At 62.7% G+C, this 21,791-nt stretch carries 23 protein-coding genes and 1 pseudogene; 9 read left to right on the top strand and 15 right to left on the bottom strand.

Features of this window, described 5'->3' with window-relative positions:
• Positions 1 to 8: 8 nt before the first annotated feature.
• Positions 9 to 548: a histidine phosphatase family protein gene (locus CQW31_RS20910; protein ID WP_054883663.1), complete on the bottom strand. Its 540-nt coding sequence runs from the start codon at positions 546 to 548 to the stop codon at positions 9 to 11.
• 140 nt (positions 549 to 688) lie between these two features.
• Between CQW31_RS20910 and CQW31_RS20905 the strand changes: the two genes are divergently transcribed.
• The 3 genes from CQW31_RS20905 (at position 689) to CQW31_RS20895 (ending at position 4,135) form a co-directional block, all read left to right on the top strand.
• Positions 689 to 1,264, top strand: a complete 576-nt coding sequence (locus CQW31_RS20905; RefSeq protein WP_099815303.1) for a biliverdin-producing heme oxygenase — start codon at positions 689 to 691, stop codon at positions 1,262 to 1,264.
• Positions 1,265 to 1,419: 155 nt separating this feature from the next.
• The gene (locus CQW31_RS20900) at positions 1,420 to 2,703 is read left to right on the top strand and encodes an arsenic transporter (protein ID WP_054883534.1); all 1,284 of its coding nucleotides are present in this window, start codon (positions 1,420 to 1,422) and stop codon (positions 2,701 to 2,703) included.
• Positions 2,704 to 2,932: 229 nt separating this feature from the next.
• The gene (locus tag CQW31_RS20895; RefSeq protein ID WP_099815302.1) at positions 2,933 to 4,135 is read left to right on the top strand and encodes an MFS transporter; all 1,203 of its coding nucleotides are present in this window, start codon (positions 2,933 to 2,935) and stop codon (positions 4,133 to 4,135) included.
• Here CQW31_RS20895 and CQW31_RS20890 read toward each other — a convergent pair.
• Positions 4,132 to 4,518, bottom strand: coding sequence for a LexA family protein (locus CQW31_RS20890; protein WP_371858389.1), 387 nt, complete (start codon positions 4,516 to 4,518; stop codon positions 4,132 to 4,134). The genes CQW31_RS20895 and CQW31_RS20890 overlap by 4 nt on opposite strands.
• 143 nt (positions 4,519 to 4,661) lie before the next feature.
• Between CQW31_RS20890 and CQW31_RS20885 the strand changes: the two genes are divergently transcribed.
• Entirely contained in the window at positions 4,662 to 5,366 is a 705-nt protein-coding gene (locus tag CQW31_RS20885) for an SOS response-associated peptidase family protein (protein ID WP_099815300.1), read from the top strand.
• 121 nt (positions 5,367 to 5,487) lie between these two features.
• On the opposite strand, the gene CQW31_RS20875 is transcribed toward CQW31_RS20885, so the two are convergent.
• The 9 genes from CQW31_RS20875 to CQW31_RS20835 form a co-directional block, all read right to left on the bottom strand.
• Complete coding sequence (locus CQW31_RS20875; RefSeq protein WP_099815299.1) at positions 5,488 to 7,293, bottom strand: ABC transporter ATP-binding protein/permease; 1,806 nt, start codon at positions 7,291 to 7,293, stop codon at positions 5,488 to 5,490.
• Positions 7,294 to 7,430: 137 nt separating this feature from the next.
• The gene (locus tag CQW31_RS20870) at positions 7,431 to 7,634 is read right to left on the bottom strand and encodes a formate dehydrogenase subunit delta (RefSeq protein WP_054883529.1); all 204 of its coding nucleotides are present in this window, start codon (positions 7,632 to 7,634) and stop codon (positions 7,431 to 7,433) included.
• Positions 7,631 to 10,501: a formate dehydrogenase subunit alpha gene (gene fdhF, locus CQW31_RS20865; protein WP_099815298.1), complete on the bottom strand. Its 2,871-nt coding sequence runs from the start codon at positions 10,499 to 10,501 to the stop codon at positions 7,631 to 7,633. The genes CQW31_RS20870 and fdhF overlap by 4 nt, the downstream gene beginning before the upstream one ends.
• Positions 10,498 to 12,057: an NADH-quinone oxidoreductase subunit NuoF gene (locus tag CQW31_RS20860; protein WP_099815297.1), complete on the bottom strand. Its 1,560-nt coding sequence runs from the start codon at positions 12,055 to 12,057 to the stop codon at positions 10,498 to 10,500. Before CQW31_RS20860 ends, fdhF begins: the two co-directional genes overlap by 4 nt.
• Positions 12,051 to 12,533: a formate dehydrogenase subunit gamma gene (locus CQW31_RS20855; RefSeq protein WP_054883526.1), complete on the bottom strand. Its 483-nt coding sequence runs from the start codon at positions 12,531 to 12,533 to the stop codon at positions 12,051 to 12,053. Before CQW31_RS20855 ends, CQW31_RS20860 begins: the two co-directional genes overlap by 7 nt.
• Positions 12,534 to 12,789: 256 nt before the next feature.
• Complete coding sequence (locus CQW31_RS20850) at positions 12,790 to 13,947, bottom strand: glutathionylspermidine synthase family protein (RefSeq protein WP_099815296.1); 1,158 nt, start codon at positions 13,945 to 13,947, stop codon at positions 12,790 to 12,792.
• A gap of 2 nt (positions 13,948 to 13,949) precedes the next feature.
• Entirely contained in the window at positions 13,950 to 14,684 is a 735-nt protein-coding gene (locus CQW31_RS20845) for a DUF1190 domain-containing protein (RefSeq protein ID WP_099815295.1), read from the bottom strand.
• Between the two features lie 16 nt (positions 14,685 to 14,700).
• Entirely contained in the window at positions 14,701 to 15,126 is a 426-nt protein-coding gene (locus CQW31_RS20840; RefSeq protein ID WP_054883523.1) for a DUF350 domain-containing protein, read from the bottom strand.
• Between the two features lie 12 nt (positions 15,127 to 15,138).
• The gene (locus CQW31_RS20835; protein WP_099815294.1) at positions 15,139 to 15,738 is read right to left on the bottom strand and encodes a DUF2491 family protein; all 600 of its coding nucleotides are present in this window, start codon (positions 15,736 to 15,738) and stop codon (positions 15,139 to 15,141) included.
• A 358-nt stretch (positions 15,739 to 16,096) separates the two neighbouring features.
• Here CQW31_RS20835 and CQW31_RS20830 point away from each other — a divergent pair, with 358 nt between their 5' ends.
• A complete protein-coding gene (locus CQW31_RS20830) occupies positions 16,097 to 17,851 on the top strand; it encodes a phosphoethanolamine transferase CptA (protein WP_099815293.1) in 1,755 nt (584 codons plus the stop codon).
• Positions 17,852 to 17,968: 117 nt separating this feature from the next.
• Here the strand turns inward: CQW31_RS20830 and CQW31_RS20825 are convergent.
• A pseudogene (locus CQW31_RS20825) lies at positions 17,969 to 18,175 on the bottom strand (phage portal protein); the annotation flags it as partial.
• A 159-nt stretch (positions 18,176 to 18,334) separates the two neighbouring features.
• Here CQW31_RS20825 and CQW31_RS20820 point away from each other — a divergent pair.
• The 4 genes from CQW31_RS20820 to CQW31_RS20805 all read left to right on the top strand — a co-directional run bounded on the left by CQW31_RS20820 (position 18,335) and on the right by CQW31_RS20805 (position 20,264).
• The gene (locus tag CQW31_RS20820; protein WP_054883519.1) at positions 18,335 to 18,610 is read left to right on the top strand and encodes a pyocin activator PrtN family protein; all 276 of its coding nucleotides are present in this window, start codon (positions 18,335 to 18,337) and stop codon (positions 18,608 to 18,610) included.
• Positions 18,611 to 18,795: 185 nt separating this feature from the next.
• A complete protein-coding gene (locus CQW31_RS20815) occupies positions 18,796 to 19,038 on the top strand; it encodes a hypothetical protein (protein WP_082433381.1) in 243 nt (80 codons plus the stop codon).
• 104 nt (positions 19,039 to 19,142) lie between these two features.
• Positions 19,143 to 19,592 carry a hypothetical protein gene (locus CQW31_RS20810; protein WP_054883518.1) on the top strand — a complete coding sequence of 150 codons (450 nt, stop codon included), beginning with the start codon at positions 19,143 to 19,145 and terminating at the stop codon, positions 19,590 to 19,592.
• Between the two features lie 216 nt (positions 19,593 to 19,808).
• A complete protein-coding gene (locus CQW31_RS20805) occupies positions 19,809 to 20,264 on the top strand; it encodes a hypothetical protein (RefSeq protein WP_099815292.1) in 456 nt (151 codons plus the stop codon).
• 220 nt (positions 20,265 to 20,484) lie between these two features.
• On the opposite strand, the gene CQW31_RS31735 is transcribed toward CQW31_RS20805, so the two are convergent.
• The 3 genes from CQW31_RS31735 to CQW31_RS31485 all read right to left on the bottom strand — a co-directional run.
• Complete coding sequence (locus CQW31_RS31735; RefSeq protein WP_249342004.1) at positions 20,485 to 20,952, bottom strand: hypothetical protein; 468 nt, start codon at positions 20,950 to 20,952, stop codon at positions 20,485 to 20,487.
• A 201-nt stretch (positions 20,953 to 21,153) separates the two neighbouring features.
• Positions 21,154 to 21,507 carry a hypothetical protein gene (locus CQW31_RS20795; RefSeq protein WP_054883516.1) on the bottom strand — a complete coding sequence of 118 codons (354 nt, stop codon included), beginning with the start codon at positions 21,505 to 21,507 and terminating at the stop codon, positions 21,154 to 21,156.
• Positions 21,483 to 21,791: hypothetical protein (locus CQW31_RS31485; RefSeq protein WP_218254803.1), on the bottom strand; the 309-nt coding region annotated here is incomplete at its 5' end. The genes CQW31_RS20795 and CQW31_RS31485, both read right to left, overlap by 25 nt.

Genomic DNA, 21,791 nt, shown 5'->3' with positions numbered 1-21,791 from the left:
GCGCTTGCTCAACCCAGACGCAAGCGCCACTGCCCGGCAAAGCTCAACTCGACCCGCGACAACGGCAGCACATCGATCCGCTGCGCGGCAGCCAGCGGGCATTCCAGCACCGCCACCAGTGCGGCGCGGATCACCCAGGGGTGAGTGACCGCCAGCCACTCACCCGGCCCGTCGAAGGCCGTCAACCATGCCTTTACACGTTCGCACACCTGCGCAAACGATTCACCGCCAGGGGGCGCACTGAGCGGGTCGGCGAGCCACAGCGCCAACGCCTGAGGCTGCTCGGCCTGCAACTGTTTGAGTGGCAAACCCTGCCAATGGCCAAGGGCGCAATCGGCCAATGCCGGTACGCACTGCACCTGCGACGAGAGGCACAGCGCCGTCTCCTGCGCGCGCCGCTCAGGCGCAGCCAGCAGCTGCATGCCGGGAGTAGACGCCAAGGACTCGAGGGCCGAAGGCAAAATGCCGTCGTCGGGCTGCGCCAGGCGCCCGCTTTTCTGGGCCGGGGTCAGGGCATGGCAGAGCAAGGTCAGGCGTACGGCTTTCACCAAGGCGTTCTTCATTAAAAGTCAGGCCGACTGGTTTAACATGCCAGCCATTTTTTTACCGCAACAAAGTCACGCCAGGGCGGAACGTCGAGTTAGCATCGCCACTCCTACCTAGGCGAAATGCCACCAGAGCCAGATCGATGCCCACCACTACGCCCAGCCCTTTGCTACTTGCCCTGCGCCAAGGCACCCGTGACTGCCACAAGATGCTGGAGGCGCGCCTGCCGTTCTTCAGTCCCAGCTTCGATAGCGCTGACTATCGGCGCCTGCTGCAGGCCTACTACGGTTTTCACTTTCCCCTGGAACATCGCTTGAGCGATTACCAGGGACGAGAGCGCCACAAGGCCCCAACCTTGGCCCGCGACCTGCTGGCCTTGGGCCTGAGCGAAGCCGACATCGGCGCCCTGCCGCTGTGCCAGGCACTGCCGGCCATCCACGACGAGGCCAGCGCGCTGGGTGTTATGTACGTGCTGGAGGGTTCGACCCTGGGTGGCCAGGTGCTCAAGCGGGCGATGGCCGAGCGCCTGGGCATCGGCCACGACAGCGGTGCAGCCTTTCTCGACGTGTATGGCGAACGGACCGGCAGCTACTGGCGAAGCTTCCTGGAGCGGCTTGGCCGGGCACCGGCTGCAGAACAGGCCGCTACCATGCAGGCCGCCATCGACACCTTTACCCGCTTCGAAGCGTGGCTGGACCATCGCGGTGTCTTGCACTAGCGACTGCCGCTTGCCCTGACCGGTGTCTTCAGCATGCTCGCGAGCGACCCTGGCCATCCATTGGCCGGTCAGATCCTTGTAGTTGAAAGGTACGATTTCAGGTACAACCCACAGACGCTTCACGTCGACCCTCTCCCTCAACGAATCCCTTGCCCATGCTCCCAGCCGCACTGATCTTCCTGTTCACCCTGACCCTGGTCATCTGGCAGCCCAAGGGCCTCGGCGTCGGCTGGAGCGCCAGCCTTGGCGCCGTGCTGGCGCTGTTGTTCGGGGTGGTCTCAGTGCAGGACATCCCCACCGTATGGGCGATCATCTGGAACGCCACCGGCACCTTCATCGCCCTGATCGTCATCAGCCTGTTGCTGGATGAGGCGGGTTTCTTCGAATGGACAGCGCTGCACGTGGCACGTTGGGCGCGCGGCGACGGGCGCAGGCTGTTCGCCTTCATGGTGCTGCTGGGGGCTGCGGTGTCGGCATTGTTCGCCAATGACGGGGCAGCGCTGATCCTCACCCCGATCGTCATGTCGATGCTGCTGGCCCTGCGTTTCTCCCCCGCAGCGACCCTCGCCTTCGTCATGGGTGCCGGTTTCATTGCCGACACCGCCAGCCTGCCGTTGGTCGTGTCGAACCTGGTGAACATTGTTTCAGCTGACTACTTCGGCCTCGGTTTCAATGCCTACGCGTCGGTGATGGTGCCGGTGAACCTGGTGGCGGTGGCGGCCACGCTGCTGGTGCTGGGGTTGTATTTTCGCCGTGACATCCCGGCCCGATACACTGCCGAGGACCTCAAGCTACCGGCCCTGGCCATCCGCGATCGCGCTACCTTCCGCGTCGGCTGGGTAGTGCTTGTGGGCCTGCTGGCCGGGTTGTTCGTGCTGGAGCCGCTCGGCATTCCGGTCAGCGCCGTGTCCACTGCGGGGGCGCTGGTGCTGTTCGCGGTGGCTGCGCGCGGCCACGTCATCATGACCCGCCGCGTGCTGCGTGAGGCGCCGTGGCACATCGTGGTGTTCTCACTGGGCATGTACCTGGTGGTCTACGGGCTGCGCAATGCCGGCCTGACCGACTCGCTGACCCACGTGCTCAATGGCCTGGCCGGGCATGGCCTGTGGGCGGCATCACTGGGAACCGGGCTGATTGCCGCGCTGCTGTCCTCGGTGATGAACAACCTGCCCAGCGTGCTGATCGGCGCACTGTCGATCCACGCCAGCGAGGCGCACGGCGTGGTACGCGAGGCAATGATCTACGCCAACGTGATCGGCTGCGACCTGGGGCCGAAGATTACGCCGATCGGCAGCCTGGCGACCTTGCTCTGGCTGCATGTGCTGGCGCGCAAGGGAGTGACGATTGGCTGGGGGTATTACTTCAAGGTTGGCGTGCTGCTTACAGTGCCGGTGCTGCTGGTGACCTTGGCGGCGCTGGCAGTGCGGCTGAGCATTTGAGATCGCCGGGCAGGCTTGGCCTCGGCACCGCGAGCGACGACACAGCCGTCATTGTTGCTGAGCACGACGATGGGCGTACGTTGCGGGCTTCATTGCAAATATTATCAATACTGTATCTATATACAGTTAATCACAACGCCTTGCCGATGCCTCAAGCCACTCATCCAATTTGCATCCTGCGCACGCAGTCCTACAGTTTCGAGCTGTGACAACTCCATCGAGGCTCCCGATGCACAGTGCCGAAAAGTCCGAACAAGGCAGCACCGCCAAGGCCCTGCCGAAGATCCCTCGTAGCGTCTGGGCGCTGGGTTTCGTGTCGATGTTCATGGACATCTCCTCGGAAATGATCCACGCCCTGCTGCCGCTGTACATGGTCACCGTGCTCGGTACGTCAGTGGTCGCCGTTGGCTTCATCGAGGGTATCGCCGAGGCCACCGCGTCGATCACCAAGGTGTTCTCAGGCGCACTCAGCGACCGCCTCGGCAAGCGCAAGCTGCTGACGGTGCTGGGATATGGCCTGGGCGCGCTGACCAAGCCAGTGTTCCCGCTGGCCTCCGGCCTGGAGTGGCTGACTGCGGCGCGCTTCGTCGACCGCATCGGCAAGGGTATCCGCGGCGCCCCGCGCGATGCGCTGGTCGCCGATGTGACGCCGGCCGAACTGCGTGGCGCGGCATTCGGCCTGCGCCAGGCGCTGGACACCGTGGGGGCTTTCCTCGGCCCGTTGCTGGCGATCGGGCTGATGTGGCTGACGGCGAGCCATTTCCAGACGGTGTTCTGGGTGGCGGTGATCCCGGCGTTCGTCGCCGTGTACATTCTCGTTGCCTTCGTCCGTGAGCCCGAGACAGCACCCAGCGCGCGGCCGGTGCGCTCGCCGCTGGCATGGCATGAACTGGCGCGCCTGGGCCCGGCCTACTGGCGCCTGAGCGGCCTGGCCATGCTGTTCACCCTGGCCCGGTTCAGCGAGGCTTTCCTGCTGCTGCGCGCCCAGGATATGGGCCTGGCGCCGTTGTGGGCGCCCGCGGTGCTGGTGCTCATGGCCCTGGCCTATTCGCTGTCGGCCTACCCGGCCGGCGCGCTGTCAGACCGCGTCGGCCGCCGTGGCGTGCTGATGACAGGGCTGGGCCTGCTGATCACCGCTGACCTGTTGCTGGCCCTGTTGCCAGGCTGGGCCGGGCTGGCGCTCGGGGTTGCCGCCTGGGGCCTGCACCTGGGGTTCACTCAGGGCATCTTCGCCGCGCTGATTGCCGACCGTGCACCGGCCAGCCTGCGTGGCACCGCGTTCGGCCTGTTCAACTTGCTGACTGGGGTGGCACTGCTGGGCGCCAGTGTGGTGGCCGGGCTGCTGTGGGATGGCGCCGGGTTCCAGGCGACCTTCCTGGTCGGGGCGGGTTTTGCCGGCGCCACCCTCGTCGGAGTGATGCTGCTGCGCTAAGCCGGGTCATGGCTGCGCAAACTGAACGTCCCCACGCCCCAAATCATGAAGTCGTCACCCTCCATGAGGTAGCGTGGCGCACAGCGCAGGTTTTCCGAGCGCAGCAGCAATTGCCCGGCGACGTACTGCAGCCGCTTGCACGGCGGCTCGCCGTTGACTGCGGCAATCACGATATGGCCATGGCGCGCCTCGATCGAACGGTCGACGAGCACCAGGTCGCAATCAAATATGCCGGCACCTTGCAGGCTGTCGCCGTCTATCCTGACCAGATAAATGTGCGGTGCCCGCAGGTTGGGCAGCTCGTCCAGCGAGATGGGCTGCTCCATGTGGTCGGCGGCAGGTGACGCAAAGCCCGCCGGAACACGGAACAGATAGCGCGGCACGGCACACTGGCGCCCGTGATGGGAGCCAGGATGAAAGTCATGCGACGGCCTTGATGTTTATCTGTATGCATATACAGTAAACGCCGTAGCAGGTATCCGGTCAATTTCGCCGCAGGATATTTCGACAAGTGGGGGTAGATGCCATGTGTGGACGCTTCGCCCAGTACCAGGGCCTGGCCGACTACCTGCGTGAACTGGACGCCGAACAGGACGTGATCAGCGGGTACGACAACGTGCCGATCGGCCGCTACAACGTCGCCCCCGGCAGCCGCGTGCTGATCCTGCATCAGGCCACCGATGGCCTGCGCATCGCCCCCTGCCATTGGGGTTGGGCGCCGTTCTGGGCCACGGGCAAGCGGCCGGCACCGATCAACGCGCGGGGCGAGACGGTGACCTCCGGCAAGTTCTTCAAGGCCCTTTGGCCGCAAGGGCGGGCTTTGGTGATGGCTGACGGCTGGTACGAGTGGGTGGCTGACCCGCATGACCCCGAGCGTAAACAACCCTATTTCATTCGCCTGAAAAACCAGGCCCCGATGTTCATGGCGGCACTGGCCGAGGTGCGTGCCGGGCAGGAGCCTAACGAAGGCGATGGCTTCGTGATCATCACCGCCGCCAGCGATGCGGGGATGGTCGATATCCAAGACCGCCGGCCCCTGGTGCTGAGCCCGGAGCATGCGCGAGCCTGGATTGACCCCGAGGTACCTGCCGAGAAGGCCGAGCGCCTGGCGCGGGAGCAGTGCTTGCCGGTGGCGGCGTTCGAGTGGTTTGCGGTGGGCAAGGAGGTGGGGAATGTGCGCAGTGAAGGGGCTGAGCTGATCGTCATGCTGGATGCCGAGCATCAGCCTTGAAGTTTTTGATGCCTGTGATGGCCTCTTCGCGGGCGCGCCCGCTCCCACAGATACAGCGCAGAACTCCAGATCTGTGCACCACCTGCGGGAGCGGGCATGCCCGCGAAGAGGCCAGCACTGGCTAAACCAGAACCTCCTGCTGGCGCAGCGACCAGCCGCCTTGCCCATCCACTTCCAGCCGGTGGGTATGGAAGTCGGCCAAGGTGCTGCGATGCCCCACGCTCACCAGCAAGGTCTCGGGCATCTCCTTACGCAACAGCGCATACATCGCATGCTCCAGCCCTTCGTCCATCGCCGAGGTGGATTCGTCGAGGAACACCACCTGCGGCCGGTTGAACAGCACCCGGGCAAACGCCAGGCGTTGCTGCTCACCGACCGAGAGAATGTTCGACCAGTCGCAACTCACCGCCAGCCGCTCGGCCAGGTGCGCCAGGTTGACCTCGCGCAGGGCCTGCTGCATGCGCGCTTCATCCTCCGGCTGGCTGTCGGCCGGGTAGGCAATGGCGGCACGCAAGTCGCCCAGCGGCAGGTAAGGCCGCTGCGACAGGAACAACGCCTGGGTCCCCAACGGCCGCCGGACTTCGCCCTTGGCATACGGCCACAGGCCTGCCAGGGCGCGCAGCAAGGTGGTCTTGCCGCTGCCCGACGGCCCTTTGATCAGCAGCGCCTGGCCGCCCTGCAGGCGCAGGTCGAGGTCGGCAATCAGCGCATGCCCGTCCGGGCGCAGCACCTGCAGGCCAATGATATCCAGGGCGCGTGGCTGGTCTTCGGTCAGCACCCGTGGCAGCGCACTGGCCTGGTCGTTGGCATTGAGGAAGCCGGTCAAACGGTCGAGGGTGGCGCGGTACTGGGCAAAGGTGTCGTAGGACTCACGGAAGAATGACAGCGAATCCTGCACCTGGCCGAACGCCTGGGAGGTCTGCATCACGTCACCGAGCTTGATCGCCCCGCTGAAAAAACGTGGCGCCTGCAGGATGAACGGGAACACCACCGCCACCTGGCTGACGCCGAGGTTGAAACCGCTGAACTTCAGGTTTCGGAACACCAGCGCCCAGACGTTGCCGATCAGTGCGCCGAAGCGCCCGAGCAAGGTTGCCCGTTCGACCGCAGCGCCCTGGTAGAAGGCAATGTTCTCGGCGTTCTCGCGCAGGCGCATCAGCGCATAACGGAAGTTCGCCGTGAGTTTTTCATTGAGGAAATTCAGGCGGATCAACGGCCGGCCGAGGCGGAAGGCAATCCAGGTGGCGATCAGCACATAGATATACACCGCAAACACCATCGCCCGGGGTATCTCGTACCCCGCCACTGTCAGCGGCGCCGACAGGCCCCAGAGGATGCCGGTAAAGGCCACCAGCGAAACCAGCGCGCTGACCGCGCCCAGGGCCAGCGAAACAGAATGGGTGACGAACGCGCTGACGTCCAGTTCGATACGCTGGTCGGGGTTGTCCACCGGCTCGGCGAGGAAACGGCCGCGGTAATAGGCATCGCCTTTCATCCAGTCGCCGGTCAGGCGCTCGGTCAGCCACATCCGCCATTGAATGCTGAACGCCTGGGTCACGTAGAAGGTGAACAGCGAACGCAGCACATGGATGGTGGCGAGCACCGCGAACACCCCCAGCAGGTACCAGAAGGCCGTCTGGTCGAGAGCCTGCAGGGCGCTGTAGAAACCGTTGTACCAGAACGAGAACAGCACGTTCAGGCGCACCGAGAACAGCGTCAGCACCAGCAGCAGGCCGAACACCAGCAGCGGGCGCCAGCTGCGGCGGAAGGTGAAGTAAGGCCCCGCCAGCTGCCAGAACTGGCTGCCCCAGCGCGTGTAGCGCACGGCCAGGAAAGCAGCAGCGGTGAAGCCGATGAGGGTGATGAACGAGGCGATTGCAAGCCAGCTCAGGCTCTCTTGCAGGGCCTGGTGCCAGTTCATGTCCATAGAAGATATCCGTGACGAGGGTTTCCGCGAGCGTAGCATTGCGGCGGGATTCGTCTTGCATAAATGACGGACATTTCATTTTGCCTGTGCCGGCCTCTTCGCGGGCTTGCCCGCGAAGAGGCCGGAACAGACAGGCGCTAGGCCAGGGCCTCTACCACCTTGGCATCCAGCCCTTCCTGGCCATGCTCGGCAATCCACTCCCCCAGCTGCCGGCGCATCGCCGGCGTCCAGAAGCTGTGCAGATGCTGCCTCACGCCCTGCACCGCCTGCGCCCGGTTTGGCTCGCTGTCGAAGTAGTGGGCAATCTGGTTGGCCATCTTGACCAGGTTGTCACTGCTCATCGGCGCACCTCGGCTTGTTCCTGTGTGCGGCGCTCCTTGAGCAGACGCCGCTGTTGGTCATTGAAGTCCTGATAGCGCTTCTGCCATTCCGATGGGTGGAACACCTTCACCACTTCCACCGCCGTGACCTTGTATTCCGGGCAGTTGGTGGCCCAGTCGGAGTTGTCGGTGGTGATCACGTTGGCACCGGACTCGGGGAAATGGAAGGTGGTGTACACCACCCCCGGGGCCACCCGCGTGCTGACCTTGGCACGCAGCACAGTCTGCCCTGCACGGCTGCCGATGCCGACCCAATCGCCGTCATGGATGCCGCGGCTTTCAGCGTCGTCGGGGTGGATCTCCAGCCGGTCGGCATCGTGCCACGCGGTGTTGCTGGTGCGCCGGGTCTGGGCGCCGACGTTGTACTGGCTGAGGATGCGTCCGGTGGTCAGCAGCAACGGGTAACGGCTGTTGACCCTCTCGTCGGTGGGCACATAACCGGTAAGCATGAAACGCCCCTTGCCGCGCACGAACTGCTCGATGTGCATGGTCGGGGTGCCGTCCGGGGCGGCGTCGTTGCACGGCCATTGCAGGCTGCCGTGGCGGTCGATCTCGGCATAACTGACGCGGTGGAAGCTCGGGGTCAGGCGGGCGATCTCGTCCATGATCTCGGATGGATGGCGGTAGTCCATCGGATAGCCCAGGGCATTGGCCAAGGCCACGGTAGCCTCCCAGTCGGCCTTGCCGGCGAGCGGTTCCATGACCTTGCGCACCCGCGAGATGCGCCGCTCGGCGTTGGTGAAGGTGCCGTCCTTCTCGAGGAACGAGCTGCCCGGCAGGAACACATGGGCAAACTTGGCCGTCTCGTTGAGGAAGATGTCCTGCACCACCACACATTCCATGGCGCGCAGGGCAGCGGTGACATGCTGGGTGTTGGGGTCGCTCTGGGCGATGTCCTCGCCCTGGCAGTACAGCGCCTTGAAACTGCCATCGAGCGCCGCTTCGAACATGTTGGGAATACGCAGGCCCGGATCGGGCTGCAAGGTCACGCCCCACGCCTGCTCGAACTCGGCCCGCACCCCCTCGTTGGAGATATGCCGGTAGCCCGGCAGCTCGTGGGGGAACGACCCCATGTCGCACGAGCCCTGCACATTGTTCTGCCCACGCAGCGGGTTCACCCCTACCCCTTCACGGCCGATGTTGCCGGTGGCCATGGCCAGGTTGGCGATGCCCATGACTGCGGTGCTGCCCTGGCTGTGTTCGGTCACCCCCAGGCCGTAGTAGATCGCCGCGTTGCCACCGGTGGCGTACAACCGGGCGGCGCGGCGGATCTGCTCGGCGGGCACACCGCATACGGGCCCCAGGGCTTCCGGGGCGTTTTCCGGCAGGCTGACGAAGTCACGCCAGCGGGCAAAGTCCTCGGTTTCGCAGCGGGCGTCGATGAACGTCTGGGCCAGCAGCCCCTCGCTGACGATCACATGGGCCAGGGCATTGAGCATGGCCACGTTGGTACCGGGGCGCAGCTGCAGGTGCAGTTCGGCGCGGGCGTGGGGCGAGTCGACCAGGTCGATGCGCCTTGGGTCGATGACGATCAGCCGTGCGCCTTGGCGCAGGCGGCGCTTGAGCTGCGAGCCAAATACCGGGTGGGCGTCGGTTGGGTTGGCGCCGATCACCAGGATCACATCGGCCTGCATCACCGAATCGAAGCTCTGGGTGCCAGCCGACTCACCCAGGGTCTGCTTCAGGCCATAGCCGGTCGGCGAATGGCAAACCCGGGCGCAGGTATCGACATTGTTGTTGCCGAACGCCGTGCGCACCAGCTTTTGCACCAGGTAGGCTTCTTCGTTGGTGCAGCGGCTGGAGGTGATGCCGCCGATGGAATCCCGCCCGTACTTGAGCTGGATGCGGCGGAACTCGCTGGCGGCGTAGGTGACCGCCTCATCCCAGCTGACTTCCTGCCATGGGTCTTCCAGGCGCTTGCGGATCATCGGCCTGGTGATGCGATCGGGGTGGGTGGCATAGCCCCAGGCGAAGCGACCCTTGACGCAGGCGTGGCCGTGGTTGGCGCCGCCATTCTTGTCCGGGACCATACGCACCAGCTGGTCGCCCTTCATCTCGGCGCGGAACGAGCAGCCAACACCGCAATAGGCACAGGTGGTGATCACCGCACGCTCGGGCTGGCCAAGCTGGACCAGGCTCTTCTCAGTGAGGGTCGCCGTCGGGCACGCCTGCACGCAGGCGCCACACGACACGCATTCGGAGGCCAGGAAGTTGTCGCCACCGGCTGCCGCTACCCGCGACTCGAAACCGCGCCCGGTGATGGTCAGGGCGAAGGTGCCCTGGATGTCTTCGCAGGCACGCACGCAGCGGCTGCAGACGATGCACTTGCTGGGTTCGTAGTCGAAATACGGGTTGGAGGTGTCCTTCTTCTCCGCCAGGTGGTTGGCGCCGTCATAGCCGTAGCGCACCTCGCGCAGACCGACCTGGCCGGCAACGGTCTGCAGTTCGCAGTTGCCGTTGGCCGAGCAGGTCAGGCAATCCAGCGGGTGGTCGGAGATGTACAGCTCCATCACATTGCGGCGCAGGTCGGCCAGGCGCGGGGTTTGCGTGCGCACGACCATGCCCTCGCTGACCGGCGTGGTGCACGAGGCCGGGTAGCCACGCATGCCGTCGATTTCCACCATGCACATGCGGCACGAGCCGAAGGCTTCGAGGCTGTCGGTGGCGCACAGCTTGGGGATGCTGGTGCCAAGCATGGCGGCGGCGCGCATCACCGAGGTGCCGGCCGGCACGCTGATGCTGCGGCCATCGATGTTCAGGCTGACCTGCACGTCGCTGTCACGGGCTGGCGTGCCCAGGTCGGTCTCTGGATCGAAATAGTTGATCACTGTGCGGCCTCCGTGGTGGTCAGCCCGAAATCGGCGGGGAAGTACTTGAGGGCGCTGGCCACCGGGTAGGCGGTCATGCCGCCCATGGCGCACAGCGAGCCGTACTGCATGGTGTCGCAGAGGTCGCGCAGCAGCAGCGCCTGGTCATGGCGCTCGGTGAAGTCGCTGCTCGCAATCAGCCGGTCGACCACCTCCATGCCACGGGTCGAGCCGATCCGGCACGGGGTGCATTTTCCGCAGGATTCCTCGGCGCAGAACTGCAGGGCAAAGCGCGCCATGCTGGCCATGTTCAGTGTATCGTCGGCCACCACCACGCCACCATGGCCGAGCATCGCGCCCATGGCGGCGAAGGCCTCGTAGTCCAGCGGCGTATCGAAGTGGCTGGGCGGTACCCAGGCGCCGAGCGGGCCGCCGACCTGGGCGGCCTTGAGCGGCCGGCCGCTGGCGGTGCCGCCGCCGTAGCCTTCCACCAGTTCGCGCAGGGTCAGGCCGAAAGCGCGCTCCACCAGGCCACCGTTGCGGATGTTGCCGGCCAGCTGGAACGGCATGGTGCCCAGCGAGCGGCCCATGCCGAAATCACGGTAGAACGCCGCGCCCTCGGCCAGGATGGTCGGCACCGAGGCCAGGGTAAGCACGTTGTGCACCAGTGTCGGCAGGCCGAACAGGCCTTCGAGCGCGGGCAACGGCGGCTTGGCGCGGACGATGCCGCGTTTGCCTTCGATGGATTCGAGCAGCGCGGTTTCCTCGCCGCAGATATAGGCACCGGCACCCACCCGTACTTCCAGGTCGAAAGCCTGGCCGCTGCCGGCCACGTCGCTGCCCAGATAACCAGCGTCGCGGGCGATGGCGAAGGCCTGGTTGAGCACGCGGATGGCGTCGGGATACTCCGAGCGCACATAGATGTAGCCTTTGTCGGCCCCGACGGCAAGGCCGGCGATGATCATGCCTTCGATCAGCAGGAAGGGGTCGCCCTCCATCAGCATGCGGTCAGCGAAGGTGCCAGAATCGCCTTCATCGGCGTTACACACCACGTACTTTTGCGCTGCACTGGCCTCGCGCACGGTGCGCCACTTGATGCCGGCCGGGAACGCCGCGCCGCCACGGCCGCGCAGGCCGGAGTCGAGCACGGTGGCGACCACGGCGGCGCCGTCCATCGCCACCGCCGTTTCCAGGCCCTTGAAACCGCCGTGGGCACGGTAGTCGTCCAGCGACAACGGGCGGGTGATGCCCGCGCGGGCGAACAGCAGGCGCTGCTGGGTTTTCAGGTAAGGGATTGCTTCGACCGGGCCCAGCGCCAGCGAATGGCCGCCGGGTTCACCCGCCAGGGCGTCAAGCAGCGACGGCACGTCTGCCGGGCTGACCGGGCCGAAGCCCTGGCGCCCTTCGCTGCTTTCGTACTCCAGCAGCGGCTCCAGCCAATACAGGCCACGCGAACTGGTGCGTTGAACATCGACGGGCAACTGGCGGCGCGCGGCCTCGGCCTGGATTGCATCGGCGACCTCATCGGCACCGACTGCGCGGGCGACCGAGTCACAGGGAATGCACAACTTCAGCATGTTTCACCCTCCAGGCAACCGTTCACCAACGCCCGCAGGCGCTCAGGGGTAAGCCTTGCATGCACCTGGCCATCCAGCTCCAGCGCCGGCGAGCAGGCGCAAGCGCCCAGGCAGTACACCGGGCGCAGGCTGATGGCACCGTCGGCGCTGGTGCCATGGTCATCCAGCGCCAGCTGTTCGCGCAGCTGCGCAGCCAGGGCTTCGCTGCCACGGCTCTGGCACGATTCGGCGCGGCACAGGCGCAGGGTGTGACGGGCAGGCGGTGAGGTGCGGAAGTCGTGATAGAAGCTGATCACCCCGCGCACCTCGGCGAGGCTGAGGTTAAGGGCATGGGCGATTTCAGGAACAGCAGCTTCGGGGATGAAACCGACAGCGTCCTGGATGGCGTGAAGGATCGGCAACAGCGCGCCGGGAGCGTCCTTCTCGCGGGTCAGGATGTTCTGGATTACCGGCAGGTGAAGCAGTTCATCAGGCATACAGCGGACCTCGGCATCACGGACCCTGCCTGAATTATTGTGAAGGGCAGGTATCCGGCGTGTTCTGCTGCGGCACACCGGCCACGTCACGGTGGCGTGGGCGCGGTGGCCTCCTTGCCGATGGCCGTGCGTCTGCGCGCACTGGGCTCATGGGCATCCCACTAGCATGGCAGTTGTGACGCCGTTAGGTTGCGTGCGAGCGACCAGGCGCATCCTGAAACCGACCTCAGGATTCTTGCAGGTGTTTGCTGGCCTCTCAGCCAATCACCACATGAGGCAGGAACCGTGAACTGTCCTTGGTTATCAACGAATCATCCTCGCGGATGCCGATCCCCGAAGCCCTGCCCCCAACCACCCAGGACCCGATCAGGGTATAGCTGTCGCCAAACTTCGGCAGCGGAGCAAAACCCTGCAGGATGTAAGGCGCATCATCGTATGGGCCGTCCTCGAAAACCCGCTCCCCCTCGGCAGTGCGGATATCCACGTTGGCCCCTTCCCGCGAGAAATACGGTTTGCGTACCCAGCCCTTGGGCACCGGCAGGTGCGGGCTGTGGTCGACAAACGCCGGGAGCAGGTTCGGGTGGCCTTCATGCCATTGCCAAAGCAACGGCAGAATGCCTTTGTTGGAAATCAACGCCTTCCAGGGCGGCTCGACGAACTGCGTGTCGCACCCGCCAATCGCCTGGCCGAAGTCCTCGTGGAACATGTGCTCCCAGGCATGCAGCTTGAACAGCCGTGCAATTGCCCGCCCCTGCAGGTCGACGAAGCGGCCATCGCCGTCCAGGCCGATGTCTTCCAGGTCGATATGCCGGGTACGGATGCCGGCATGCTCGGCCATCTTGCGCAGGAAGTCGGTGGTACCACGGTCCTCCAGCGAACCGGAGATGGTCGAAAAATAGAAATCTGCATGCCCAGGCATCGCTGCAAATGCCTGGACCAGGTCTTCGGCCAGGGTATTGAACTGGCTCGCCTCGGCGGGCAGAACGCCGCGCTGAAGCTGCTCCTCCAGCCAGATCAACTGAAATGCTGCGGCTTCGTACAGCGAGGTGGGCGTGTCGTAATTGGCCTCGATCAACTTCGCCGGGCCTTTGCCGTCGTAGCTGAAGTCGAAGCGCCCGTAGAGGTGCGCCTGCCCCTCCAGCCATGAGCGGCGTACCAGGTCGAAGAAGGCTGGCGGGATTGCCAGGCGCGCCATCAGCGCTTCGCTTTCGACGATGCGCCCTACCGCGTCCAGACACATCGCGTGCAGCTCTGCGGTCGGGGCGTGCAGGTCATGCATCACCTGGGCCTCGCTGAATTGATAGTACCCACGCTCGTCCCAGTAACGCTCACCGTCGATCGTGTGAAAGGCAAAGCCCTCGCGCAGGGCTGTCGTGCGCCAGTCGGGACGCTCCGCCAGTTCGACCTTGCGCATGCCTAGCCCCCGAAGAAACTGCCGGATCTGCCGCCCCAGCCACTGCGCGCAGTGGCCTGGCTGCCAAAGCCACCACGCGTGACCGAGGCTGAAGTCGCCGAACGCGACTCGTTGCGGCTTGAGCCGCCGTAGCCGCCACCACCCCCTCCGCCACTCGATGAGCTGTTGCTCTCTTCGTCCTGCTTCACCCGCTGAATACCGCCACCCGTGGCACCGTAATGCTGCCCAAGCAAGCCGTGCCGCTGGCCTGTACCGTCGCGGTAGGCATACAACGGTTGCGCGTTGTAGTGACGGCTGGCGCTGTTGCCCATCTGCGCAAGCAGCATGCCAGCCACTGCGGCGGTGGCCACATGGCCATAGCCACCGCCCTGGGCATAGCCCGCGTCGAGCTGAGACTGCGTCACCTCAGCGCTGGTCTGCAGCTCGAAGCCACTCATGCGCGGCATGTAGCGCCCACCAACGGTGATCTGGCAACCGTCCGGGGTGAACTGCGCCTCGCACTCCGCCTGGGTGAAAAATGTCGGTGCATTGCGCTTGTAATCCGCCAGCGCCCGCTTGAAGGCATCGTTGCAGGCGGGTTCCGGCACCTGGTCGGCGACGCAGGCGGCAACGCTGTCGTAATTGCTTTGCTGGGTGACCGTGTACAGCTCTTCCTGCGGGCCGCAAGCGGTCAGCGCCAGTGGCAGCGAGCCGGCCAGCACCAGCTTGACGGAGCTGCGTCGAACAGGGGGCTTCATGGGGGCTCCTTGCATGTCAGGCCGCCGGCGTCATGCAGGCCGAGTTGAGGAAGCCCACGCTGATTGCCACGCTGGCCGCGTATATGGCCGCAGCCAGTTCACCCTTGGCGATGCGCCTGGACAGGTCGCGCAGCACCAGGCTGGTGAGGCCGAAGGCGAGCAACTGCACCACGGCTGCGATCACCACCCAGGCGACGAAGTCAAGGATGCTCACGCTGTAGGCGATGATGTTGCTGGCTGGCAGCGAGAAACCGATCAGCGAGCCCCCGAGGGCGATGGCCGCCGCCGGATTGTTTTCGCGGATCAGCGAAAACTCACGGTGGGGCGTAATGCGCGTGTAGATGAACTGGAACAGCCAGAACAGCAGCAGCGCCACACTGATATAGAGAATGAAACCGGTCACCGCCGAAGCATTGAGTGACAGGCGAAGCGCGTCGAGCATGGTGAATCCTTGTCAGGTTACGTTGAAGTCCGTGGGGAACAGGGTGACACCCAGCGAGGTGGTGAAGGTGAGCGCACCGTGCTCATCTTCTTCGAGGGAAAACAGCAGAAATTCGCGACGGTCGGGCAGGCCCGTGTCGCGGGCATAAAGCATCGACAGGTGCTGGACGCCATAGCGCGCCTGCGGGCTGACCACCTGCTCATGGAACGGGACCAGTTCAGCCTGCCCTTGAGCCTGGCCCCATTGGCGGGAGTAGAGGCAGCCTTCGTGCGTGTAGATCGGCAGGCCGACCTTGGACAGGCAGCCAACCAGCGCCTGCCGGTGCGCATCGTCGCGCACGGCAATGGCGCTGTGGTAGCCGAACAGCACGGTATCGCCCGGCTGGCTGCCGTGCATCAGCACTTGCAGCCAGTAATCTTCGTCGTCCAGATAATAACGCAAAAGGCGTACGGACTGGCCAAGGTCGACCTCGCCGCAGGCCCATACCGTTTCCGGGCCGGGGAGCTGAATTTCAGAGTAACCGTCGAGCAACGGCTCAAGCGTTGGAGCAGGCGTGAAGGTACTGCCAAAACGCAGGTCGAAAGGCGGGCTGGCCCGATTGAAAAGCGACATCAATTACTCCCTGGGGGTCGCGGCGTTCCTTGCTGGGGGCGACACCTTAACGGGTTTCAATACCTGGGCCAATACTGACGGTGTGAGCATTCTTTTCGCTGGAAATGTGGTGTAACTACTGGCCTGGGCGCCGGTTTGCCGGCGATGCCCCAGCGTGCTGCGCAGCCCAAGCGACAGCGCCCTGAGCCTTGCACAGCGCTTCAGACCATTCACGATGCCGGTGGGAGTAGGTCTTGAGCAACGATTCGTTAAGACTTTTTCCATACTCCGTTAACGTAATTTTCACGATCCGCCCTCTAGCGTCTCTGCCTTTCCGGCAGCCCCCTTTTCTGGCTGCCGCCATGGTTACGAGGCACACGTGGCAAACACCGCATCCCCATCCACGCCCAAGCGCGTGGACTGGGCCGGCCTGGGCTGGCTCCTGCTGTTCTTCTGGTATTTCTCCGGCGTCACCCAGGCGTTGCTGCTGTTCAGCGGTACCACCGGTTTCGCTGGCTTCCGCGATGCCCTGTTCCTCAGCACCCTGTGGTTCGTCCCGGTCCTGCTGCTGCCACGCCTCACCCGCACCCTCGCCGCCGTGATCGGCGTGGTGTTGTGGGCCGCCTCGCTGGTGGGTTTGAGCTACTTCGGCATCTACCACCAGGAATTCTCGCAAAGCGTCATCTTCGTGATGTTCGAGTCGAACACCGCCGAAGCGGGCGAATACTTCAGCCAGTACTTCAGCATTGGCCTGATGCTCGGCCTGCTGGCCTACACCGTGGGCGCCGTGCTGCTGTGGACCCGCGTGCGCCCGGTCACCCTGCGCCTGCGCAGCCGCATCCCGGTGGTGGTGCTGTTGCTGGTCGTCAACCTGGTGCTGCCGTTCTACAAGCAGATGGTCACCCAGGAACGCAATTTCGCCGACGCCGTGGAAAAAGTGCAGCAACGCATGGAGCCTGCCGTGCCCTGGCAGCTGGTGGTCGGTTACCGTCAGTACCTGCAGCAGCTGAACAACATGCAGAAACTGCTGGCGCAGAACGCTGCCCTGCCGCCCCTGCAGAACCTGCAGGACAGCAGCGGCGACGCCCCGCGCACCCTGGTGCTGGTACTTGGCGAGTCGACTACCCGCGAACACATGCACCTGTACGGCTACAACCGCGACACCACCCCCAACCTGGATGCCCTGGCCGCCGACAAGAGCCTGACCGTATTCCGCAACGTGGTGACCCCGCGCCCCTACACCATCGAGGTGATGCAGCAAATCCTCACCTTTGGCGACGAGGAACACCCCGACCGCTTCCTCACCGACCCGTCGCTGATCAACCTGATGAAACAGGCAGGCTACAAGACCTTCTGGATCACCAACCAGCAGACCATGACCAAGCGCAACACCATGCTCACCACGTTCTCGCAGCAGACGGACGAGCAGGTGTACCTGAACAACCAGCGCAACCAGAACGCCAGCCAGTACGACGAAGTGGTACTGCCACCGTTCGATAAGGCCCTCAAAGACCCGGCGCCGAAGAAGTTCATCATCGTCCACCTGCTGGGCACGCACATGGACTACCGCTACCGGTACCCGGATGCCTACCAGCACTTCACTGATCGCAAAGGTGCGCCGGCTGCACTGACCGATGACCAGGTAGAAACCTACAACTTCTACGACAATGCCGTGCGCTATAACGATTTCGTGGTGTCGAGCCTGATCAAACAGTATTCGGCGACCACGCCCAACGGCTTCTTGCTGTACCTGTCCGACCACGGCGAAGACGTCTACAGCTCCGGCAACCACGACCGCCTGGGCCGCAACGAAGGCGCGCCGACCCGGCCGATGTACACCGTGCCGTTCCTGCTGTGGACCTCACCGAGCTGGCAGGCCGAGCACCCGCGTGACCTGGAGTCGATGGCCAACCGTGCCTACAGCAGCTCGCACCTGATTCATACGCTGTCGGACCTGGCAGGGTTGAGCTACGACCGGTACGAGCCGGCCAAGAGCCTGGTGAGCACGCAGTTCACGCCAATGCCGCGCTGGATTGGCGACCCGTACCGCAAGGATGGGTTGCATGAGTTCGACCAGCTGCCGCAGGACACGGCGGGCCAGGCTCAACAGACTGCGGCCAATTCCCGGCCGTAGCGAGCGGACGGGTATCCACCGTTCTGAAGGCTGATGGCGAGGTCCCAGATCACGCCATCGGCCTTTCCTCAAAACGACTCAACGGGCTTGTTGGCCTCAGCCAGAACCTTATTCGCCTCTAACCGAGGAAACGTAAACCGAATATGGGTCATTGCGCACCGCGCTGCGGGAGCGGGAACGCAGGTTGCGCAAGGCCGGCATGATCAGGCTGTTCACACCGGTATCCGGCGCATCCCACCCCGACGAGCGCCGTCCCTCGGCGGCGCCTTCATAGCTGGCCTTGATCCGTTCGGGCACCAAGATGCCCGAACGGCCGAGGGACATATAACGTCCGCTCACAGTCCCTTGCCCCCATGGTAGAGGCGAGTCAGCCATGTCGTTCATTTGCGACATCTGCGGTAAGGCTCGCGTGAAGGGCAATCACGACCAATGCTCTAAAACCCGTCAAGCAGCTGGCTTCATCATCATGCGAGGGCGCAAGCCATGAACACTGCATTCATGCTAATGGCGCAATACAACGGACTCGCCATCATCCCAATCGACCAAGTGTGCACCGACTACTTCACCCACCTGACCCCTGACATGTTTCAGCGGAAGGTTCTTGCCGGACAAATCAAGCTTCCTATCACCAGGCTCGAGGCAAGCCAGAAGAGCGCACGAGGCATTCATATTGCCGACCTGGCGCATTACTTGGATCAGCAGCGGGAGGCTGCCCGCAAGGAGTGTGCGCAATTGAACAAGACACTGCGGGCCGGCTAACCGGGAGATTGCACCTCGCCTGGCCAGGTGCCGGTGCCGGTGCCGGTGCCGGTGCCGGTGCCGGTCGACATCGTCGACGATCAATCCGGACCGGCATTTGGCGAGGGCAGCTAACAACCCATAGCGGTTACTCATTGTATGAAAGACAATGCCTACCTACGTATACCTTAGCGAGGGAGAAACTCGTGGACCTTCATGAACAATTGGCCGAGGTTATGGACGCGACGACCTTCTTGGCTTTTGTCCACGCCCTAGCAGCTGATAAGCGCGCAAACAATGCTTGGGAGAATACCAATGTTGAAGCTTTCCTGGATGCCGCAATAGCTTGGGCCGAAGTCAGTGAATTTGGTATTCGCCAAGGGCTTTCACCTTCCAACCCGTGGGCGCAGTTCGCTACATTTCTTTACTGCGGAAAAATTTACGAGTAACTGAAGAGCAATTCGGCTTCTGTTGTGTGTTTGCGAGTGGCCTGGAGCCAGAACGCCTTGAAAGCTCTCAGGTAGCCTTCAAAGCTTTTATTAAAGGAGCCAGTATGCGTATCACCCAAGATTTACGTGCAAACGAAATCCTCAGACTTGAGCATCTCTTGAAGGGTTTTAACTATTCGGTCTGGGTCAACACCTATGGGCCCTTTGACTTGGATAGAACGCTTGAAGAGCAACTCGCTTTTTCCACCGGTAACCAAGTGATCATCTGCGGGCAGTCCTGCGTGACCGCAAGCGAGGCTCGCAGTGAGGTTACCGAGCAACTGCTACACGCCGGGGATGGCGGTTACGGCCCACTGGATCTGGATGCAAAACGCTCCGAAATCCTATGCCTTCTTGAGGACCTATTCACGCATGTGCGCCTAGACCAGGCCAGCACCCTCACTTCATTTTGGCTAACCAAGGGCCATCCGGCATACCCAGTGTTCTGGGACTTCGCTTTTGATATTCAGCAGGGTGGGAAAAGATGGATTTTGATGGGCAGTAGCAGCGATTAGGCTGGGATAGCTAAGCTTTCTGAAGACTTGGCCAAGCCTGCTGCTATGACCGCTAAGGGTCGAAAGAGACCAGTCGCGAACGACTGCTATCAACCCATAGCAGCCCGTCGCGGCAGGTAAAAAACGTCCAAGCGGACAGTCGTCGGTGCCCTCTGCACTTGCGTGAGTCACGCCCAATGTGTGTAATCGTGACCATATTGAAGTAAGGAACAAGGCATGCACCGCAACACCATAACTTTTCAGGATGCGATTCGCTCTGGAGGCGCATCGAACGGTTGTACTAGCGTTGAGCGTTATTTTGCCGACTTTAGAATCGACGAGCGTTCTCTATTGGAAATTTTAGTAAGCGCTGACGGTGGGCACTCTGACTATATGAGTGGTTTTGTATCGGGATATCCAGAACAAAATCTTCGCTTTGCCAATAGCTTGATCCGAAGCGGCCTGCCCGAGACAAGGTCCAATCGGGTAATCATCTACATTTGCCCTGAATGTGGAGACATCGAGTGCGGAGCATATTCAGTGCACATTCGCAGCTCTGGTGACGAGATCATCTGGGAGGAGTTCGCTTACGAAAACGGATATGAAGAGCCTCGCATAATCCTTGGTGTTGGGCCTTTTTTATTCGGCTCTGCTTCCTATGAGCGCGCCGTTAAAGCCGCGTCTGAGATTTGATTTGGGCCGTGTTAGTAAGCTGCCACTTGGTCTTACATACCCGATCTTGGGCGAGGCGACCACTTGCGAATGGCTACCAGAATCGCTCCCTAGTTTCGTATACGCCTACAAGCCTCTAGGATAGTCTGTTCACTCGAGGCCGGTCGCTTCTGGCCGCTTGCTGCCCTCGGCGATGGCAGCTAAGGTCGAGTGTGGTCGCTCGCGCAGACAGCAACCCGCGTTAGTCCCAGTCCATTTTGATGCTCTCTTGTTTCCTGAACGCATCCAGCACACTCTCGAAACGGGAGCGCTCGAAAGTCAGGCTCGGTATCGAGTCATACCAATCAACGGCAGGGCATTGCAAAGTTATTAATTCCCTCAGCAAACCAAATCGGCGCCAATGGACATGGTGCTCATCGGCGTGCTGCTCAGCAACAATGACGGTACATGTCAGGTCCAAGTCATCAGAGCAAACAAGCAGGGGGACCAAGGCTTCCCAGCCCGGCGCTGTGGAATAGGTCCGATCCCATACCAAATAGGTGTCGTCATCGTCGCTCAAGCCTGAATGCGCTGATACGAGGTGTAACTCAGCTTCCCGATTGTGCTGAGATAGCCAAACCTCTAAAGGTACTCCGTCAACGGCAAACGTCGGGTAGAAGCCGAGACTGTAGTTGGATTTGTGGCTTGTGATGGATAGCAAATTACTCATGCCAGCTCTCGAATCCCTGAAGTCTGTAGAGCTTACTTTTGCCAGGTGCGCATGTCTGCTTTTGGCGGATAGTGGCCCTCCGCGTGAAGGGCCGCTTTGGGTCGAAAGCAGCCGGTCACTTAGACCACTTTCTACCCGAAGCGGACCGTCGCTACGCCTTGCCTTTTGGGCTGGCGCTATCCACCCTGATGGTGGGTCTATTTAGATAACGATGTGCTGAGGGTAAATTTGCACGCTTTCGAATTGCTCTGAGTTATCGTGCAGACGTAGTCTGAACTCTTCACTTAGGCAGATCTCCAACACCCTCTCATCAATCACGCTGTAGCTGGTCACGGAGACGTTCAGGAGCCTTTGGAAATTACTGCTAGTCCAATTGACGTCTTCATACCAAGTTGCAATTAGCTCGTCGCCATGAAATACCTCTATCAGGCTCTGGACAGCGATGCAGCTGCCTGAGCCAAATAGAAACTGAACGTCGTATCGCCCCATGCGAATCTGCCGTATTTCCTCTCCTAGGATACCTTCGATCTTCAGATCCTTGGCAAAGCCGTACATCTCATCTCCTCCTGTGTACGTGCCGAGCCGATGAGTTCGGACTGGATCGCAAGCATACCTACATTGAGGTGGCCGCGCAGAGTCATTACCGGGATGGCTGCGAATTGTGTGGCCGCTCCTTGCCGATTTCTGCCCTTCGTGAACGGCAGCTTCGGGTCCAGGCTGTGTGAAAACGCCTGCGATTGTCTAACCTTCTGACCGTCGAGATCCTGGCGGGGACGGTCATGAAGCGATTCATCGAAGGTGAGGCTCGGACGCAAGTCACGTTGCTGCCGGAGTGCCTG

This window comes from Pseudomonas sp. 382, from assembly GCF_002759075.1.
GTDB classification, from domain to species: Bacteria; Pseudomonadota; Gammaproteobacteria; order Pseudomonadales; family Pseudomonadaceae; genus Aquipseudomonas; species Aquipseudomonas vlassakiae.
Note: the sequence above shows the minus strand (reverse complement) of the source record. Positions and strands in the feature narration are given on the sequence as shown.